The organism is Streptomyces sp. NPDC014006 (genome assembly GCF_043088925.1).
Classification (GTDB): Bacteria; Actinomycetota; Actinomycetes; order Streptomycetales; family Streptomycetaceae; genus Streptomyces.
The window spans coordinates 464044-481722 of record NZ_JBICAJ010000005.1; the positions used below are offsets into that span (position 1 = coordinate 464044).

17 protein-coding genes are annotated in these 17679 nt (G+C 73.2%); 14 read left to right on the plus strand and 3 right to left on the minus strand.

Annotation, left to right across the window (positions count from 1 at the left end):
• Window positions 1-142: 142 nt before the first annotated feature.
• Together ACF1GV_RS20355 and ACF1GV_RS20360 are read left to right on the plus strand one after the other, a co-directional pair.
• Entirely contained in the window at window positions 143-1000 is an 858-nt protein-coding gene (locus ACF1GV_RS20355; protein ID WP_391682647.1) for a helix-turn-helix domain-containing protein, read from the plus strand.
• Between the two features lie 9 nt (window positions 1001-1009).
• The gene (locus ACF1GV_RS20360) at window positions 1010-1240 is read left to right on the plus strand and encodes a DUF397 domain-containing protein (protein ID WP_391682650.1); all 231 of its coding nucleotides are present in this window, start codon (window positions 1010-1012) and stop codon (window positions 1238-1240) included.
• 42 nt (window positions 1241-1282) lie between these two features.
• Here ACF1GV_RS20360 and ACF1GV_RS20365 read toward each other — a convergent pair whose 3' ends face one another.
• A complete protein-coding gene (locus ACF1GV_RS20365; RefSeq protein WP_391682653.1) occupies window positions 1283-2410 on the minus strand; it encodes an 8-amino-7-oxononanoate synthase in 1128 nt (375 codons plus the stop codon).
• Between the two features lie 147 nt (window positions 2411-2557).
• Here ACF1GV_RS20365 and bioB point away from each other — a divergent pair, with 147 nt between their 5' ends.
• The 4 genes from bioB to ACF1GV_RS20385 all read left to right on the plus strand — a co-directional run bounded on the left by bioB (window position 2558) and on the right by ACF1GV_RS20385 (window position 6682).
• Window positions 2558-3787: a biotin synthase BioB gene (gene bioB / locus ACF1GV_RS20370; RefSeq protein ID WP_391682655.1), complete on the plus strand. Its 1230-nt coding sequence runs from the start codon at window positions 2558-2560 to the stop codon at window positions 3785-3787.
• Window positions 3780-5060, plus strand: coding sequence for an adenosylmethionine--8-amino-7-oxononanoate transaminase (locus ACF1GV_RS20375; protein ID WP_391682657.1), 1281 nt, complete (start codon window positions 3780-3782; stop codon window positions 5058-5060). The genes bioB and ACF1GV_RS20375 overlap by 8 nt, the downstream gene beginning before the upstream one ends.
• Window position 5061: 1 nt before the next feature.
• Entirely contained in the window at window positions 5062-5778 is a 717-nt protein-coding gene (gene bioD / locus ACF1GV_RS20380; protein WP_391682659.1) for a dethiobiotin synthase, read from the plus strand.
• A gap of 223 nt (window positions 5779-6001) precedes the next feature.
• On the plus strand, window positions 6002-6682 hold the full coding sequence (locus ACF1GV_RS20385; RefSeq protein WP_391682662.1) for a class I SAM-dependent methyltransferase: 681 nt from the start codon (window positions 6002-6004) through the stop codon (window positions 6680-6682).
• A gap of 1 nt (window position 6683) precedes the next feature.
• Here ACF1GV_RS20385 and ACF1GV_RS20390 read toward each other — a convergent pair whose 3' ends face one another.
• Both ACF1GV_RS20390 and ACF1GV_RS20395 read right to left on the minus strand, forming a co-directional pair.
• Window positions 6684-7058, minus strand: coding sequence for a fic family toxin-antitoxin system, toxin component (locus ACF1GV_RS20390; RefSeq protein ID WP_391682665.1), 375 nt, complete (start codon window positions 7056-7058; stop codon window positions 6684-6686).
• A gap of 4 nt (window positions 7059-7062) precedes the next feature.
• Window positions 7063-7329, minus strand: coding sequence for an antitoxin (locus tag ACF1GV_RS20395; RefSeq protein ID WP_391682668.1), 267 nt, complete (start codon window positions 7327-7329; stop codon window positions 7063-7065).
• A 151-nt stretch (window positions 7330-7480) separates the two neighbouring features.
• Here ACF1GV_RS20395 and ACF1GV_RS20400 point away from each other — a divergent pair, with 151 nt between their 5' ends.
• The 8 genes from ACF1GV_RS20400 (at window position 7481) to mug (ending at window position 17675) form a co-directional block, all read left to right on the plus strand.
• Complete coding sequence (locus tag ACF1GV_RS20400; protein ID WP_391682671.1) at window positions 7481-8293, plus strand: ABC transporter ATP-binding protein; 813 nt, start codon at window positions 7481-7483, stop codon at window positions 8291-8293.
• Window positions 8294-8296: 3 nt separating this feature from the next.
• The gene (locus ACF1GV_RS20405) at window positions 8297-10864 is read left to right on the plus strand and encodes an ABC transporter permease (protein WP_391682673.1); all 2568 of its coding nucleotides are present in this window, start codon (window positions 8297-8299) and stop codon (window positions 10862-10864) included.
• Between the two features lie 617 nt (window positions 10865-11481).
• The gene (locus ACF1GV_RS20410) at window positions 11482-11907 is read left to right on the plus strand and encodes a GNAT family N-acetyltransferase (RefSeq protein WP_391682676.1); all 426 of its coding nucleotides are present in this window, start codon (window positions 11482-11484) and stop codon (window positions 11905-11907) included.
• Window positions 11908-12058: 151 nt separating this feature from the next.
• Window positions 12059-13402: a hemolysin family protein gene (locus ACF1GV_RS20415; RefSeq protein ID WP_391682678.1), complete on the plus strand. Its 1344-nt coding sequence runs from the start codon at window positions 12059-12061 to the stop codon at window positions 13400-13402.
• Window positions 13399-14412: a hemolysin family protein gene (locus ACF1GV_RS20420; RefSeq protein WP_391682681.1), complete on the plus strand. Its 1014-nt coding sequence runs from the start codon at window positions 13399-13401 to the stop codon at window positions 14410-14412. The genes ACF1GV_RS20415 and ACF1GV_RS20420 overlap by 4 nt, the downstream gene beginning before the upstream one ends.
• Window positions 14413-14520: 108 nt before the next feature.
• Window positions 14521-15303, plus strand: coding sequence for an SGNH/GDSL hydrolase family protein (locus ACF1GV_RS20425; RefSeq protein WP_391682684.1), 783 nt, complete (start codon window positions 14521-14523; stop codon window positions 15301-15303).
• A gap of 369 nt (window positions 15304-15672) precedes the next feature.
• Complete coding sequence (gene purB, locus ACF1GV_RS20430; protein ID WP_391682687.1) at window positions 15673-17115, plus strand: adenylosuccinate lyase; 1443 nt, start codon at window positions 15673-15675, stop codon at window positions 17113-17115.
• 14 nt (window positions 17116-17129) lie between these two features.
• Window positions 17130-17675: a G/U mismatch-specific DNA glycosylase gene (gene mug, locus ACF1GV_RS20435; RefSeq protein WP_391682690.1), complete on the plus strand. Its 546-nt coding sequence runs from the start codon at window positions 17130-17132 to the stop codon at window positions 17673-17675.
• The last annotated feature ends 4 nt before the right edge of the window (window positions 17676-17679 follow it).

Sequence of the window (17679 nt, forward strand, 5' to 3'; positions counted from 1 at the left end):
TGGTGCTTCGCCGCCAGACTGCCATCACCGCACCGCTCCCGGAGGCGATCCACCGAGTTATGCATATATCTGTCGCTCGAAGCGGTGAACTCTGCCACGGCGGACCGTGTCCGGGCGGCTCGGACGGAGTAAGGAGGGGCGCATGCAGCATGGTCCCGCGGTGCGCCGCCGGAAGCTGGGCGCCGAACTGCGCGCGCTGCGCGCCCGGGCGGGACTCACCAGCGGGGAGGCGGCCCGGCTGGTGGGCTGGCACCAGTCGAAAGTCAGCCGGATCGAGACCGGCTCGAGTGGCGCGAAACCGTCCGACGTGCGCTTACTGCTGGACGCGTACGGCGTCGACGACGACGAACTGCGTGACCTGCTGCTGGTGCTGGCGGGCTCCCAGGTCGGCGGCCGGGAGCACTGGTGGCATGCCTACCGCGGGGTGCTGCCCCCCACGTACCGCGACTTCATCAGTCTGGAGTCGCAGGCCAGCGCGATGCGCACGCTGGAGACCTCGGTCGTGCCGGGGCTGCTGCAGACGCCCGCCTACGCCCGCGCGGTGACCCGGGCGGCCGTCGGCGCGGTGGACGAGGAGCGGCTGGACGCGCTGGTGGAGGTGCGTCTGGCCCGCCAGGACGTGCTGCACGCGCATCCTCCGCTGAGGCTCAGCGCCGTGCTGGACGAAGCGGTGCTGCGCCGGGAGGTGGGCGGTCCGGAGGTGATGGCCCAGCAGTTGCGGCGGCTGCTTCAGGCGGCGCAACTGCCCCAGGTGCGGTTGCAGGTGCTGCCGTTCTCGGCGGGGGCGCATGTCGGCATCACCGGGCCTTTCGTTATTTTCTCATTTCCGAGCACTTCTGATCTGGACGTGGTTGTTCTCGACAACATGACGAGTAGCCTCTACCTCGAACGGAAAGAAGACCTCGGGGCCTACGCGGAGGCCTTCAACTCCCTTCGGATCCACGCCCTTTCCCCCGAGGACTCGTTGGATTTCATCGCCTCACTAGGTGACGGCGCGTAAGGAGGCACCATGACCGCACTGCCTCGGGACGTCTTTTCCAGTACCGATCTGCGCGACGTGCGCTGGCAGCGCAGCAGCTACAGCACCGGAGCGAACAACTGCGTCGAAACAGCCCGGCCGGCCTCGGGGCCATGGGCCGGGCTGCTCGCCGTACGCGATTCCAAGGCCCCGGACGGGCCCGCGCTGCTCTTCTCCCCCGGGAGCTGGGCGACGTTCACGGCCGCCGTGCGCCACGACTGAGCACGGCACACACCGGGCGAGGGCACGGCCGTGCACGCCGACTCATGGCCGCGTCTCGCCGATCACCTGTACAGCGCGTTCGATCTGATCCCCGGTCAGGTCCGCACGGGCGGTCAGCCTGAGCCGTGAGATGCCGTCGGGTACGGAAGGAGGTCGGAAGCAGCCCACGGCCAGGCCGGCCGTTCGGCAGTCGGCCGCCCAGCGCACGGCCAGCTCCGCGGACGGGGCGCGCACCGAGACCACGGCGGCGTCCGGCCGTACCGCCTGATGACCCGCGGCCGTCAGCCGGGCGTGCAACTCGGCGGCCACCGTGCGCGCCAGCGCCGCCCGCTGCGGCTCGCGGCGCAGCAGCCGCAGGGCCGCGAGGGCTGCGCCCGCCGCGGCCGGGGCGAGTCCGGTGTCGAAGATGAAGGTCCGGGCCGCGTTGAGCAGATGCTCGATCACCCGCGCGGGCCCGAGCACGGCCCCGCCCTGGCTGCCGAGCGACTTCGACAGCGTCACCGTCACGACCACGTCGTCCGCCCCGGCGAGCCCCGCCGCGTGCGGCGCGCCGCGCCCGCCGTCGCCCAGGACACCCAGGCCGTGGGCGTCGTCGACCACCAGGCCCGCGCCGGACTCCCGGCACGCCGCGGCGAGCTCGGCCAGCGGCGCGGCGTCGCCGTCCACCGAGAACACGGTGTCCGACACGGCGATCGCGGTGCCCTCGTGCGTGCCGAGCGCCTTGCGTACGGCGTCCGGCTCGGCGTGCGCGACGACCTGGGTGGTGCCGCGGGCCAGCCGGCAGCCGTCGATGAGGGAGGCGTGGTTGCCCGCGTCGGAGACGATCAGCGAGCCGTGCGGGGCCAGCGCGGTGACCGCGGCGAGGTTGGCGGCGTAGCCGGAGGAGAAGACGAGGGCCGCCTCGAAGCCGCAGAACTGCGCGAGCTCACGTTCCAGCTCCGTGTGCAGTTCGGTCGTGCCGGTGACCAGGCGGGAGCCGGTCGCGCCGCCGCCCCACGTCCGCGCGGCCCGTGCCGCGCCCTCGGTGACCTCCGGATGGCGGGCCAGACCCAGGTAGTCGTTGCTCGCCAGGTCCAGCAGCGGCGTGTCGGCGGGGCGGGGACGCAGGGTGCGCACAAGTCCCGCACGGCGGCGCGCGTCCGCCTGCTCGTCGATCCAGCCGAACGCCATGGGTCCTCCGGAGAATTTGTAGGCAGTGGACAGACACTAGCGGGACACACCGCAGCTCAGGATGTGGCAATACCCACACCTCGAACGGCCTTGTTTGTGCGAACTCTCCTTGGCCTGACCTACCCCCGTAAGACAGGATCAGCTCCCATGGACCTGCTGAACACGCTGGTGGACAAGGGACTGCGGCGCGAGCTGCCGACCCGCGAGGAAGCCCTGGCCGTCCTCGCCACGACCGACGACGAACTGCTCGATGTGGTGGCCGCGGCCGGCAAGGTGCGCCGGCACTGGTTCGGCCGACGGGTGAAACTCAACTACCTGGTCAACCTCAAGTCCGGCCTGTGCCCCGAGGACTGCTCCTACTGTTCGCAGCGCCTGGGCTCCAAGGCCGACATCCTGAAGTACACCTGGCTCAAGCCCGACGAGGCCTCCCAGGCCGCCGCCGCGGGCCTGGCCGGCGGCGCCAAGCGGGTCTGCCTGGTGGCCAGTGGACGCGGCCCGACCGACCGGGACGTGGACCGGGTCTCCGAGACCATCAAGACGATCAAGGAGCAGAACGAGGACGTCGAGGTGTGCGCCTGCCTCGGCCTGCTCTCCGACGGTCAGGCCGAGCGGCTGCGCGAGGCGGGCGCTGACGCCTACAACCACAACCTCAACACCTCCGAGGGCACGTACGCGGACATCACGACCACCCACACGTACGCCGACCGTGTCGACACGGTGACCAAGGCGCACGCGGCGGGCCTGTCGGCGTGCTCCGGCCTCATCGCCGGCATGGGCGAGAGCGACGAGGACCTGGTGGACGTGGTCTTCTCGCTGCGCGAGCTGGACCCGGACTCCGTTCCGGTGAACTTCCTGATCCCGTTCGAGGGCACCCCGCTGGCCAAGGAGTGGAACCTCACCCCGCAGCGCTGCCTGCGCATCCTGGCGATGGTCCGCTTCGTCTGCCCGGACGTGGAGGTCCGCATCGCGGGCGGCCGCGAGGTCCATCTGCGCACGATGCAGCCGCTGGCACTGAACCTGGCCAACTCGATCTTCCTCGGCGACTACCTGACCAGCGAGGGCCAGGCCGGCAAGGCCGACCTGGAGATGATCGCGGACGCCGGGTTCGAGGTGGAGGGCGCCGGCGAGGTGACCCTGCCGGAGCACCGGGCGGCCACGGCCGGCGGCTGCGGGTCGCACAAGGCGGCGGGCGGCTGCGGGTCGCACGAGGGCGCGGAGGGCTGCGGCTCGCACGCCTCGGCCGGCGGCTGCGGGTCGCACGAAGGCGGCGGCGTCTGCGGTACGGCCGCCCCCGCGCCGGCGACGGGCGAGCCCCGCACGGACCTCGTCGCCGTGCGCCGGCGCGGCGCGGGCACGGACCTCGCGCCCAATGCCTGACCTGAGCGTGCCCGAGCTGCTGGAGCTCGACCGGCGGCATGTGTGGCACCCGTACGGCCCGATGCCCGGGCAGGTGGAACCGCTCGCCGTGGAGGCGGCGAGCGGGGTACGGCTGAAGCTCGCGGACGGCTCGGGTGAACTGGTCGACGGCATGTCGTCGTGGTGGTCGGCCATCCACGGCTACAACCACCCGGTGCTCAACGAGGCCGCGACCCGACAGCTGGGCCGGATGAGCCATGTGATGTTCGGCGGGCTCACGCACGAGCCCGCCGTGCGGCTCGCCAAGCTCCTTGTCGACATGTCGCCCGACGGCCTGGAACACGTCTTCCTCGCCGACTCCGGTTCGGTCGCGGTCGAGGTCGCGGCCAAGATGTGCCTGCAGTACTGGCGTTCGCTCGGCCGCCCGGAGAAGCACCGGCTGATGACGTGGCGGGGCGGCTACCACGGTGACACCTGGACGCCCATGTCGGTGTGCGACCCCGAGGGCGGCATGCACGAGCTGTGGTCCGGCGTCCTCCCGCGCCAGGTCTTCGCCGACGCACCGCCCGCCGACTACGACGAGGCGTACGCCGGGCATCTGCGCTCGATGGTGGAGCGCCACGCCCATGAACTCGCCGCCGTCGTCGTCGAGCCGGTGGTGCAGGGCGCGGGCGGGATGCGGTTCCACTCCCCCGCCTATCTGCGGGTGCTGCGCGAAGCGTGCGACGCGCACGACGTGCTGCTGGTGTTCGACGAGATCGCGACCGGGTTCGGCCGCACGGGCGCGCTGTTCGCGGCCGGGCATGCGGCGGTGTCCCCGGACGTGATGTGCGTCGGCAAGGCGCTCACCGGCGGATATCTGACCATGGCGGCGACGCTGTGCACCGCGCGCGTGGCGGACGGGATCTCGCGGGGCGAGGTGCCGGTGCTGGCGCACGGGCCGACGTTCATGGGCAATCCGCTCGCCGCCTCCGTCGCCTGCGCCTCGATCGAGCTGCTGCTCGGGCAGGACTGGCTCGCCGAGGTCAAGCGGATCGAGGCCGGACTGCGCGAGGGGCTCGCGGCGGCCTCGGACCTGCCCGGCGTGACGGACGTGCGGGTCCTCGGCGCGATCGGCGTCGTCCAGCTGGACCACCCCGTGGACATGGCCGCCGCGACTCGCGCCGCGGTGCGCGAGGGCGTGTGGCTGCGGCCGTTCCGCGACCTGATCTACACGATGCCGCCGTACGTCACGTCGGACGCGGACGTGGCGCGGATCTGCCGCGCGGTGTGCGCGGCGGCTCGGGAGGGATGACATGCCGGTACTGATGATCACGGGCACGAACACGGACGTCGGCAAGACCGTGGCGACCGCGGCGGTGGCGACCGCGGCGCTCGCGGCCGGCCGCTCGGTGGCCGTGCTGAAGGCCGCGCAGACCGGGGTGGGCCCCGACGAGCGCGGGGACGCCGACGAGGTGGCGCACCTCGCGGGCGCGGTGACGGTGGCCGAAGTCGCCCGCTACCCGGAGCCGTTGGCGCCGGCCACCGCAGCGCGGCGGGCCGGCCGTGCGCCGGTGCATCCGCAGGAGATCGCCGAGGTGGCCGCCAAGCTGGCCACCGAGCACGATCTCGTGCTGGTGGAGGGTGCGGGCGGGCTGCTGGTGCGGTTCGACGCGGCGGGCGGCACGCTCGCGGACGCGGCGGCGCTGCTGCGCGCGCCGGTGCTGCTCGTGGCCTCGCCGGCGCTCGGCACGCTGAACATCACGGAACTGAGCGCGCGGGAACTGCGGCGACGGGACGTGGAACTGCTCGGCGTGGTGATCGGCAGCTGGCCCCGCACACCCGACCTGGCCATGCGCTGCAACCTGGAGGACCTGCCGGTCGTGGCCGGCGCCCCCCTCCTCGGCGCCCTCCCGGAGCGCGCGGGCACGCTGCCCCCGGCCGACTTCCGCACGGCTGCCCCCGGCTGGCTGGCCCCGCGCCTGGACGGTACGTGGGACGCGGAGGCGTTCCGGGTCCGCGAGGCGCCCTGACGGGCAGGGACCGGGCGGACGCGGGGACGCGGCGCGGGCAGAGACGCCCACGGCCGCCTGACCGCGCCGGGACGCAACGGCTGCCCCCGGCCCGCCCCGCCCCGCGTGTCCGGCGGGCGGCAGGTCAGGGCCGTACAACGGATGGGATCCGGTTCGGAAGGGGTGCGTCCGGCCGGGGCGGGGGAGAATCGGCGTAAGGCCCGTCCTGCCGAGGAGGTCTCCCATGCCGTTGCGAGCCGCCGGCTCCGGCAAGGCGCCACCTGACGCCGTCCACCATCCGCTGTTCGCCCGCTACTACGCCCGCGTGAGCGTCGCCATGGAGTCCCGGGTCGGCATGGCCGGCATCCGCCGACGGCTGCTGGCCGGGCTGTCCGGGCGGGTGATCGAGGTCGGCGCGGGCAACGGGCTGAACTTCGCGCACTACCCGGAGACGGTCGCCGAGGTCGTCGCCATCGAACCGGAGCGCACACTGCGCCAGTTGGCGCAGCAGGCCGCCCTGCGCGCCGAGGTGCCGGTCGACGTGGCGCCGGGCGCGGCGGAGGCGCTGCCGGTCAAGAGCGAGGCCTTCGACGCGGCGGTGGTCTCGCTGGTGCTGTGCAGCGTGCGGGACGTGCCCCGCGCGCTGGCCGAGGTGCGGCGTGTGCTGCGCCCGGGCGGGATGGTCCGCTTCTTCGAGCACGGCGCCGGCGGCGGCACGGCGATGCGGTTGACCCAGCGGGTCCTGGACCGCACGGTGTGGCCCGCGCTGAACGGCGGCTGCCACGTCGCGCGCGACCCGGTGGCAGCCCTGCGCGCGGCCGGGTTCGAACTCGGGCCGTACCGGCAGGTGCTGATGCCGGAGGAGGGCCCGAGGCTGCCGCCGTCGTACTGCGTGCTGGGCACCGCGTGGCGGCCGGTGGAGTGACTCACGCGCTCCACTGCCGCAGCTCGCGAGCGATGTCGTCGACGGACGCCTCGCCGCTCTTGACCAGCCGGGCCAGTTCGCGCACCTGCTCGGGGGAGGTGACGACCTTCAGTCCGCTCGCGACCAGGTAGGCGTAGGCCACGGCGGAGGCGAACAGCGCGTTGGAGCGCTCCAGCGCGGGCACGTGGATCAGCAGTTGCAGCAGGGCGGCGGCGCGGTCGTACGGGGTGTCGTAGACGGGGACGTCGAAGATCTCGGCCTGGTGGCGGGCGACGGCGGCGACCAGCGCGCCCCAGTCGGTGACCTGCGGGTCTCCCGGTGTCTGCTGCTCGGCGAGCATCAGCAGCCAGGCGAGATCGATGCGGAGGCCGCTCAACGGATCAGCCGCCGCCTTCCCGGGCCCCGTCCCGCGGGCCCTCCCGCCTCGCGCCGTCCCGGTCGGCGCCGAACTCCTCCGCGAAGACCGACGCATAGCTCTTCATGAAGTCGGCGGCGGCCTCCACGAAGGTGCGCCCCGCCTCACCGGCGTCCTGACGCACCAGTTCCTCGATGTAGCGGTTGACGCTCATCCCGCGGGCCAGCGCACGCTCCCGGGCGGCGCGGGCGGTGTCCTCGTCCACCCGCACGTTCAGCTGGGTCTTCGCCATACCTCGACGCTAGCGCCGAGATGCTAGCAGCCGCAAGGGCGCGCGGGAGACCGGGACGTGTGCCAGGTGTGCGCCGGGTCACACTACGCTCGGCCGGGGACGACCGCCCCGGGATCAGCCACCGGTCCCGGGCCGCCACGAGGAGGCAGCCTTGTCCAGAATTGCTGTGGAGCACCCGCCCGGCTCCGCCCCGGCCGACGTCGCCGCGGCCCGTGCCCGCGGGCTGACCAAGGCCTACGGGCAGGGCGAGGCGGCCGTGCTCGCCCTGGACGCGGTGGACGTGGACATCGCGAGGGGCCGCTTCACCGCGGTGATGGGCCCCTCGGGCTCCGGCAAGTCCACGCTGATGCACTGCCTGGCGGGGCTCGACACCGTCTCGGCCGGACAAGTGTGGCTCGGCGACACCGAGATCACGGGCTTGCGGGAGCGGGAGCTGACCCGGCTGCGGCGGGACCGGATCGGGTTCATGTTCCAGTCGTTCAACCTGATCCCGACGCTGAGCGCGCTGGAGAACATCACCCTGCCGATGGACATCGCGGGCCGCCGGCCGGACCGGCAGTGGCTCGACCGGGTCGTGGACACCCTCGGTCTGCGCGACCGGCTCGGCCATCGCCCGGCCCAGCTCTCCGGCGGCCAGCAGCAGCGTGTCGCGTGTGCGCGGGCGCTGGTCTCCCGGCCGGAGCTGATCTTCGCGGACGAGCCGACCGGGAACCTCGACTCGCGGGCCGGCCTGGAGGTGCTCGGGTTCCTGCGGGAGGCCGTCGACTCCCTCGGCCAGACCGTCGTCATGGTCACCCACGACCCGGGCGCGGCCGCCCACTCCGACGTGGTGCTCTTCCTCGCCGACGGGCGGATCGTGGACCGGATGGAGCATCCGACGGCGGAGGCGGTGCTCGAGCGCATGAAGCGGTTCGACGCCCTGCGCGCCCAGGCCGACACCGCTCTTTCCGTCGAGGAGGCCTGATCCGTGCTCCGCGCCACCCTGCGCAGTTTCCTCGCCCACAAGGGCCGCCTGCTGCTGTCGGCGCTGGCGGTCGTGCTGTCCGTCGCGTTCGTCGCAGGCAGCCTGATCTTCTCCGACACGGTCACGCGCACCTTCGACCGGCTCTTCGCCTCCACCGCCGCCGACGTCACCGTGGCGCCCAAGGAGGACCTGCGCACCTCGGGGCCCAGCGGCGCGGTACAGACCCTGCCCGCCTCGCTCGCCGCCCGCGCGGCGAAGGCTCCGGGGGCCGCTTCGGCGCACCCGGACGTGAGCGTGCAGAACATCACCGTCGTCGACAGCCGCCGGGAGTCCGTGAGCCCGACCACCGGCGCGCCCACCCTCGCGCGGGACTGGCACGTCACCGACCGCAGCCCCGTCCGGCTCACCTCCGGGCACGCCCCGCACGGAGTGCACGAGGCGCTGCTGGACGCGGACACCGCCCGCAAGAAGCACGTGCGGATCGGCGACACGCTGACCGTGCTCGCGCAGCCGGGCACCTTCACGGTCCGCGTGGTCGGCATCGCCACCTTCACCACGACCAACCCCGGCTCGGCCCTGCTGTACCTCGACCCGGCCCACGCGGCCCGGCTGCTGCTCGGGTCCGCCGACCGCGCCACCGCCATCTCCGTCACGGCGGCCCCCGGCGTGCGTGACACCGTGCTCAAGCGCCAGGTCGCGGCAGCGCTGGGGGGCGGGCCGTACACCCTGAAGACGGCTGGTGAGCAGGCGAAGTCGGCGGCGCAGCAGCTCGGCACCTTCCTGAAGGTCATCAAGTACGTCATGGTGGGCTTCGCCGGGATCGCCGTGCTGGTGGGCGTCTTCCTGATCGTCAACACCTTCTCGATGCTGATCGCCCAGCGCACCCGCGAACTGGGGCTGCTGCGCGCCCTGGGCGCAGACCGGCGGCAGGTGCGCCGTTCCGTGCTCACCGAGGCCGTCCTGCTCGGCCTGGTGGGCTCCACGCTGGGCCTGGCGGCCGGGATCGGACTCGCGGTGGGTCTGATCCACCTCATGGCCTCGTTCGGGATGAATCTGACGACGGCCGGGATGGCCGTCGGCTGGGTGACCCCGGTGACGGCCTACGCCGTCGGGGTGGGGGTCACCTTCGTCGCCGCGTATCTCCCGGCCCGGCGGGCCTCCGCCGTCTCCCCTATGACGGCGCTGCAGGACGCCGAGGTCGCCGGGGTGGGCCGGCCGCTGAAGGCGCGCGCGATCGCGGGGGCGGTGGTGGGCGCGCTGGGCGCGGCGGCGCTCGCGGGCTGCGCGGCGTCGTCCCGGACGGCGACGGCGGCCTCGCTGCTCGGTCTCGGTGTGGTCCTCAGCCTGATCGCGACCGTCGTCGCGGGGCCGCTGCTGGTGCGCCCGGTGATCCGGGTGCTCGGCGCGGCCTTCCCGGCCGTGTTCGGTTCCGTCGGCCGGATGAGCCAGCGCAACGCCCTGCGCAACCCGCGCCGGACGGGGGCGACCGCGGCCGCCCTGATGGTCGGGCTCGCCCTGGTCGGCGGCCTGTCGGTGGCGAGCGCCTCGATGTCCCGTTCGTTCGACGAGCGGATCGACAAGACGCTCGGCGCCGACTTCGTGGTGCAGAGCGGCCGGTACACGGCGTTCTCCAAGGACGTCACCGCCCAGGTGCGCGCCACGAAGGGCGTGGGCCTGGTCGTACGGCAGCGGTTCGCGCCGGTCGCCGTGCGGCTGCCGGACGGGCAGCGCGTCGTCTCGACGGCTTCGGGTTACGACCCGCGGCTCGACGACGTCGCCCACCTGACGTACGCCGCGGGCGGCACGGCGGGCGCGCTGGCCCCCGGCGGCATCGGCATGGACTCCGGGTTCGCGCGCGACCACGGCGTCCGGCTGGGCAGTGTGCTGCCGGTGGAGTTCCCGGGCGGGCGCCGCACCGAGCTGCGGGTCGGCGCGCTCACCGACCAGGAGGCGAGCGAGGGCTTCGGCATGCGCGGTGGGCTGTTCCTCGGGATCGGCACGGTGGAGCGGTACGTGCCCGGCGGCCAGGACGCGGCGCTGTACGTCAACGCCGCCCCCGGTACGGGCCCCGACGCGCTGCGCTCCCGGCTGGAGCGGTCGCTGGCCGCGTATCCGCAGGTGCAGGTACGCGACCAGGCCGACTACAAGAAACTAGTGCACGACCAGATCGCGGTGCTGCTGTACCTCGTGTACGCGCTGCTCGGGCTGGCGATCGTCATCGCGGTGCTCGGTGTGGTGAACACGCTGGCGCTGTCGGTGGTGGAGCGCACCCGGGAGATCGGGCTGCTGCGGGCGATCGGGCTGAGCCGGCGTCAGCTGCGACGGATGATCCGCCTGGAGTCGGTGGTCATCGCGGTGTTCGGTGCGGTGCTGGGGCTCGGCCTCGGTCTCGTGTGGGGGCTGTGCATGCAGCGGGTGCTGGCCCTGCAGGGCATGAAGGCGCTGGCGGTCCCGTGGTCGACGATCGTCGCGGTGGTGGTCGGATCGGCGGTCGTCGGGGTCGTCGCCGCACTGCTCCCGGCGCTGCGTGCCTCACGCATGAATGTGCTGGCGGCGATCGCGCACGAGTGATGGGGCCGCGAAGTCCCCTGCTACCGCGGAGAGTCGTTTCCCCGCCGGTTCCGCTGCGGTGTCGGTTCGCTCGATCCGTCGTCCGCGGGTGAGTGGCGGGCGAAGTGCCGCCGCGCCGAGGAGTTCGGCCACGTGCTCTGCGGCGCCGATCAGCCGCTCCAGCAGCGGCCGGGCCGCCGCCTCCGCATCGCCGGCGATCACGGCGGACCGGATCAGCAGGTTCGGCTCCGCGGGCTCCTTGCGGCCGGCCGCGAACGCGCGGTACGCACCACCCGCTCGTCCAGCTCCCCCGCGCCGACCGGCCCCGGCCGCCCCGTCGTCCCGCACGGCACGGTCCGCGCGCCCGTCAACGCGCCACACCCGCGTGTTCGGCGGTCAGCCTGAGCTTCGGTCACCGTTGCCGCCGATGTACAGCGGCACCCGCGGCTGCTGCGCGGGCCGCGGCCGGGGCCCGGCGGAACCCGGCAGCCCATCCAGCTCCTCCACCGTGCGCCGCAGGTGGTCCACCCACTCGCGCGGCGAGCCGAACGGCAGCCCCGTGTCCTGCCGCGCGGCCGGTGACCGTCCGGATCGTGGAATTCCGGGTCGGCGGGCATCCCACCTGATGTGATCGTCGTATGTCTGATCTTCGGATACGGGCCGCGGCGCCCGACGACCTGGACACCGTGCTGGCCTTCTGGAAGACGGCCGCCGAGGGCACGAGCATCAGCGACGACCGGGAGGGGGTGGAGCGGCTCCTCGCCCGCGACGCCGAGGCGCTGATCCTGGCCGAGGAGGACGAGGAGCTGGTCGGCACGGTGATCGCGGGATTCGACGGCTGGCGCTGCCATCTCTACCGGCTCGCCGTCCACCCCGAGCGACGGCGCCGGGGTATCGGCTCGGCGCTGCTGGCGGCGGCCGAGGAGCGGTTCACGGCGCTGGGCGGGCGACGCGCGGACGCGATGGTGCTGGTGCGCAACGAGACCGCCCGGCACGCCTGGAGCGCGGCCGGATACGGGCCCGAGGAACACTGGCGGCGCTGGGTCAAACCGCTCCCCTCCTGAGTGTTTTTGCCCATCCTTTACTATTGGTGGACCACTCGGTCCACCATGAAAGGTCGTGAGCTCCGCCCATGGGCGAGCCCCCCGGTAGCCGACACAGCCGACATCGCGCGATCCTTCCTGCCCTGTCCGACCATGGGACGGAGGTGACCCGATGATCGAAGTGCTTCTGCTGCTCGTCGCCGTGCTGCTGTCACTCGCCTGCGGCGCCTTCGTCGCGGCCGAGTTCTCGCTGACCACGGTCGAACGCAGCGAGCTGGAGCGGGCCGTGGAGCGCGGCGAGCGGGGCGCCGCGGGCGCGCTGAAGGCCGTGCGGAACCTCACCTTCCAGCTGTCCGGGGCCCAGCTCGGCATCACCGTCACCAACCTGGTCGTCGGCATGCTCGCCGAGCCCTCGATCGCGAAGCTGCTGGCCGGGCCGATGGAAAGTCTCGGCCTGTCCGCCGGGGCGGCGAGCTCGGTCGCGCTCGTGGTGGGCACGGCCCTGTCCACGGTGTTCCTCATGGTCGTCGGCGAGCTGGTGCCCAAGAACTGGGCGATCTCAGCGCCGCTGGCCATGGCCAAGCGGGTGGGGACTCCGCAGCGCTGGTTCAGCGCCGCGTTCCGCCCCTTCATCACCCACCTGAACAACACCGCCAACCGCGTGGTGCGCCGCTTCGGCATCGAGCCGGCCGAGGAGCTGGCCTCCGCGCGCGGCCCGCAGGAGCTGGCCGCGCTGGCCCGGCACTCCGCCAAGGCGGGCGCCCTGGAGCCGGACACCGCCGAGCTGTTCGTGCGCACGCTCAACCTCGCCGACCTCACCGCGGAGAACGTCATGACCCCGCGCGTGCAGGTCATCGCCCTGGACGCGCAGGCGACCTGCCAGGACGTGGCGAACGCGACCCGGGCGACCGGCCTGTCCCGCTTCCCGGTCTACCGCGGCAGCCTCGACACGGTCGTCGGCACCGCCCACGTCAAGGACGTGCTGGCCGTCCCGGCCGATCGGCGCACGCGGGTGCCGGTGTCGGAGCTGATGCGCGAGCCGCTGCTCGTGCCCGAGTCGCTGACCGTGGACCGGCTGCTGGACCGGCTGTCCGGCAAGCGGACGATGGCCGTGGTCATCGACGAGTACGGCGGTACGGCGGGCGTCGCGACACTGGAGGACATCGTCGAGGAGGTCGTCGGCGAGGTCCGCGACGAGCACGACCCGCACGAGACGCCCGACCTGGCCCCGGCCGGCACCGACGAGGACGGCCGCGCGGTGTTCTCCGCCGACGGCGCCGCCCGCGTCGATCAGCTGGCCCGGGTGGGCCTGAGGGCGCCGGACGGGCCGTACGAGACGCTGGCCGGGCTGGTTGCCACCGAGCTGGGGCGGATACCGGCCGTCGGTGACGTCGTGCAGGTCGCCGGGTGGCGGATGGACGTGGTGGACGCCTCCGGGCGCAGGGCGGCGCGGGTGCTGCTGCACGCGCCGCTGGACGACGAGCAGCCGCACGGCCGGAAGGGGGCGCCACGGTGACCGCGGTGCAATTGCTGATCGGTCTGGCGACACTCGTCGTCAACGCCTTCTTCGTCGGCGCCGAGTTCGCGCTGATCTCGGTGCGGCGCTCGCAGGTGGAACCGCACGCGGAGGCCGGCGACCGGCGGGCGCGCAGTGTGCTGTGGGGGCTGCAGCACGTCTCGGCGCTGATGGCCGCCGCCCAGCTCGGTATCACGCTGTGCACGCTGGTGCTGGGTGTGGTCGCCGAGCCTGCGATCGCGCATCTGCTGGAGCCGGTGTTCCACGCGGTGGGCGTGGCGCAGAGCGCCGGCCACGCGGTGTCCTTCGTGATCGCGCTGGCCCTCGCGACGTATCTGCACATGCTGCTCGGCGAGATGGTGCCGAAGAACATCGCCCTCGCCGAGCCGGTACGCAGCGCCCTGGTGCTCGGGCCGCCGCTGGTGGCGGTGGCTCGGGCGCTGAAGCCGGTGATCTTCGCGGTCAACGCCTTCGCGAACGCGCTGCTGAAGCTGATGCGGGTCGAAACCAAGGACGAGGTGACGGCCAGCTTCTCGGACGCGGAGCTGGCGCAGATCGTCAAGGACGCCGGTGAGGCCGGTCTGCTCGACGACCGCGCCACGGAGCGGCTGCACGACGCGCTGGAGCTGGGCAGCCGCCCGGTGCGCGACGTGGTGATGCCGCTGGAACGGGTCGTCTACGCGCACGTGGGCGTCACGCCGGAGCAGCTGGAAGGGCTGTCGGCCGAGTCCGGGTTCTCCCGCTTCCCGGTGGTGGACGAGGGACGGCGGATCGTCGGCTATCTGCACGTCAAGGACGCGCTGGACGCCTCGCCACGGGATCTGCCGTTCCGGCTGCGGGACATGCGGCCCATCGCGCGGGTGCGGGAGACGACGCCGCTGGACGACGTGCTCACCGCGATGCGGGGCAGCCGGACCCATCTGGCGGCGGTGCTGGGCGCGGACGGGCGGCTGGCCGGGCTGGTGACGATGGAGGACGTCCTGCGGGAGCTGTTCGGGCAGCGGGCCTGACGCCCGGCCGTACGCGGCGCGGACACCGGTGACGCGGGAGCGGCGTCCCGGTGCGGCCGAGGGCGACCGACCGCTGGGTATGCCGCGCGGGTTACCATCGCTGACGCCATGGACACGAACCCCGCCTACACCAGCCTGGTCGCCGTCGGCGACTCCTTCACCGAAGGCATGTCGGACCTGCTGCCGGACGGCTCCTACCGCGGCTGGGCCGACCTCCTCGCGGCCCGCATGGCCGCCCGCACGCCCGGCTTCCGGTACGCCAACCTGGCCGTGCGCGGCAAGCTCATCGGGCAGATCGTCGAGGAACAGGTGCCCGTGGCGGCCGCGATGGACGCCGATGTGATCACCCTGGTCGGCGGCCTCAACGACACACTGCGGCCCAAGTGCGACATGGGCCGGGTCAAGGGGCTGCTGACCGAGGCGGTGGAGCGCCTCGCGCCGTCCTGCAAGCAGCTCGTGCTCATGCACAGCCCCGGCCGGCAGGGCCCGGTGCTGGAGCGCTTCCGGCCGCGCATGGAGGAACTCTTCGCCTGCGTCGACGACCTGGCCGCCCGGCACGGCGCGCTGGTGGTCGACCTGTACAGGGCACCCGGGCTGAGCGACCCGCGGATGTGGGACGTCGACCGCCTGCATCTGACCGCCGAGGGGCACCGGCGAGTCGCGGAGGCGGTGTGGCAGGCCCTCGGTCACGAGGCGGAGGACGCCGACTGGCACGCCGCGCTGCCCACGGCGCTCCCGCCGAACTGGATCGCCCGCCGCATCGCCGACGCCCGCTTCACCCGGCAGCACCTGCTCCCGTGGATAGGCCGCCGCCTCACGGGCCGCTCCTCGGGCGACGGCCGCCCGCCGAAGCGCCCGGAACTGCTGCCGTACGACCGGTCGGGGACGTAAGCGGGGCGCCTCCCGCCGGGGCCGGTTTCCACGGCGTCTGTGCTGCCGCGTGCGGTGGTCTGCCGGGTGCGGGCCGGTGGGGGCTGACCGCGCAGTCCCCGCGTCCCTTTTCGGGTCGGCCATCGCATCCGGCACGCGGCGGCAGGCTCCCCGGGCGGTCCGCCCCTTGGGCCCCGGACGCCCGAACCCCCGGCCCCCGAAGTCCCACCCCCCACCTGACCTGGTCCCCGGCCGCGCACCGTCCGTCGCAGCGGTCGGCCCGGGGTGGCGGTCATCGCGGCGGTCCCGGCACGTGACCGGCGTCTCGTAGTTTCCGCCGATCGGTACCGCGGCGCTGGCCTGCACGAATCGCCAGTAGAATCTGGACACGTGACTTCTGCGCCCGCCAAGCCCCGCATCCCCAACGTCCTCGCCGGACGCTACGCCTCCGCCGAGCTCGCCACGCTCTGGTCGCCCGAGCAGAAGGTGAAACTGGAGCGTCAGCTCTGGCTCGCCGTGCTGCGCGCCCAGAAGGACCTCGGGATCGAGGTTCCGGACGAGGCGATCGCCGACTACGAGCGCGTCCTCGACACCGTCGACCTGGCCTCCATCGCCGAGCGCGAGAAGGTCACGCGGCACGACGTGAAGGCCCGTATCGAGGAGTTCAACGACCTCGCCGGGCACGAGCACGTGCACAAGGGCATGACGTCCCGCGACCTCACCGAGAACGTCGAGCAGCTGCAGATCCGGCTCTCGCTGGAGCTGGTGCGCGACCGCACGGTGGCGGTGCTGGCGCGCCTCGGCAAGCTCGCGGGTGAGTACGGCGAGCTGGTCATGGCCGGCCGCTCCCACAACGTCGCCGCCCAGGCCACCACCCTCGGCAAGCGTTTCGCGACCGCCGCCGACGAGCTGCTGGTCGCCTACGGCCGCCTCGAGGAGCTGCTCGGCCGCTACCCGCTGCGCGGCATCAAGGGCCCGGTCGGCACCGCGCAGGACATGCTGGACCTGCTCGGCGGTGACGCCGCGAAGCTGGCCGACCTGGAGAACCGGATCGCCCGGCACCTCGGCTTCTCGCAGGCCTTCACCTCCGTCGGCCAGGTCTACCCGCGTTCGCTGGACTACGAGGTCGTCACCGCGCTGGTGCAGCTGGCCGCCGCGCCGTCGTCGCTGGCCAAGACGATCCGCCTGATGGCAGGGCACGAGCTGGTCACCGAGGGCTTCAAGCCGGGCCAGGTCGGTTCCTCCGCGATGCCGCACAAGATGAACACCCGCTCCTGCGAGCGCGTCAACGGCCTCATGGTGATCCTGCGCGGCTACGCCTCGATGACGGGCGAGCTGGCCGGTGACCAGTGGAACGAGGGCGACGTGTCCTGCTCCGTGGTGCGCCGCGTCGCGCTGCCGGACGCGTTCTTCGCGCTGGACGGCCTGCTGGAGACGTTCCTGACCGTCCTGGACGAGTTCGGCGCCTTCCCGGCGGTCGTGGCCCGCGAGCTGGACCGCTACCTGCCGTTCCTCGCCACCACCAAGGTGCTGATGGGCGCGGTGCGCGCGGGCGTCGGCCGCGAGATGGCGCACGAGGCGATCAAGGAGAACGCCGTCGCCACCGCCCTGGCGATGCGCGAGCAGGGCGCGGACCGCAACGACCTGCTGGACAAGTTCGCCGCCGACGAGCGCCTGCCGCTCGACCGCGAGCAGCTCGCCGCGCTGATGGCGGACAAGCTGTCCTTCACCGGCGCCGCCGCCGACCAGGTCGCCATGATCGTCGGCCGCGTCGAGGAGATCGTCAAGCAGCACCCCGAGGCCGCGGGCTACACGCCCGGCGCGATCCTCTGACCCTGCGCCTCACGATGCCCCGTTTCACTCAGGCGGAGCTGGAGGCCGCCCGCGACCGCCCGGTACCGGACGTGGTCGCGGACGGCCTCCGCGTGCTCTTCTGCGGCATCAACCCCGGGCTGATGACCGCCGCTACGGGCCATCACTTCGCCCGCCCCGGCAACCGCTTCTGGCCCGTTCTGCACCTGTCCGGCTTCACTCCCCGGCTGCTCAAGCCCGCGGAGCAGCACGAACTGCCGCGATACGGGCTCGGCATCACCAACGTGGTCGCCCGGCCGACGGCACGCGCCGACGAACTGAGCGCCGAGGAGTACCGGGAGGGCGGCCTGCTGCTGAGGGCCAAGGTCGAGCGACTGCGGCCACGCTGGCTGGCCGTCGTCGGCATCACCGCCTACCGGGCCGCCTTCGCCGACCGCACGGCGCAGGTGGGACCGCAGGAGGGCACGATCGGGGACACCCGTGTGTGGGTGCTGCCGAATCCGAGCGGGCTGAACGCGCACTGGACCGTGACGACCATGGCCGAGGAATTCGCCCGGCTGCGGCGGGCCGCCGAGGAGTAGCCGG

Coding starts and splice junctions, on each gene's coding strand:
- bioD (WP_391682659.1), top strand. CDS start 5,062: ATGCCGGTACTGATGATCACGGGCACGAACACGGACGTCGGCAAGACC.
- ACF1GV_RS20395 (WP_391682668.1), bottom strand. CDS start 7,329: ATGGCGAAGACCCAGCTGAACGTGCGGGTGGACGAGGACACCGCCCGC.
- ACF1GV_RS20355 (WP_391682647.1), top strand. CDS start 143: ATGCAGCATGGTCCCGCGGTGCGCCGCCGGAAGCTGGGCGCCGAACTG.
- ACF1GV_RS20385 (WP_391682662.1), top strand. CDS start 6,002: ATGCCGTTGCGAGCCGCCGGCTCCGGCAAGGCGCCACCTGACGCCGTC.
- ACF1GV_RS20415 (WP_391682678.1), top strand. CDS start 12,059: ATGATCGAAGTGCTTCTGCTGCTCGTCGCCGTGCTGCTGTCACTCGCC.
- ACF1GV_RS20425 (WP_391682684.1), top strand. CDS start 14,521: ATGGACACGAACCCCGCCTACACCAGCCTGGTCGCCGTCGGCGACTCC.
- ACF1GV_RS20410 (WP_391682676.1), top strand. CDS start 11,482: ATGTCTGATCTTCGGATACGGGCCGCGGCGCCCGACGACCTGGACACC.
- bioB (WP_391682655.1), top strand. CDS start 2,558: ATGGACCTGCTGAACACGCTGGTGGACAAGGGACTGCGGCGCGAGCTG.
- ACF1GV_RS20360 (WP_391682650.1), top strand. CDS start 1,010: ATGACCGCACTGCCTCGGGACGTCTTTTCCAGTACCGATCTGCGCGAC.
- ACF1GV_RS20365 (WP_391682653.1), bottom strand. CDS start 2,410: ATGGCGTTCGGCTGGATCGACGAGCAGGCGGACGCGCGCCGCCGTGCG.
- mug (WP_391682690.1), top strand. CDS start 17,130: ATGCCCCGTTTCACTCAGGCGGAGCTGGAGGCCGCCCGCGACCGCCCG.
- ACF1GV_RS20375 (WP_391682657.1), top strand. CDS start 3,780: ATGCCTGACCTGAGCGTGCCCGAGCTGCTGGAGCTCGACCGGCGGCAT.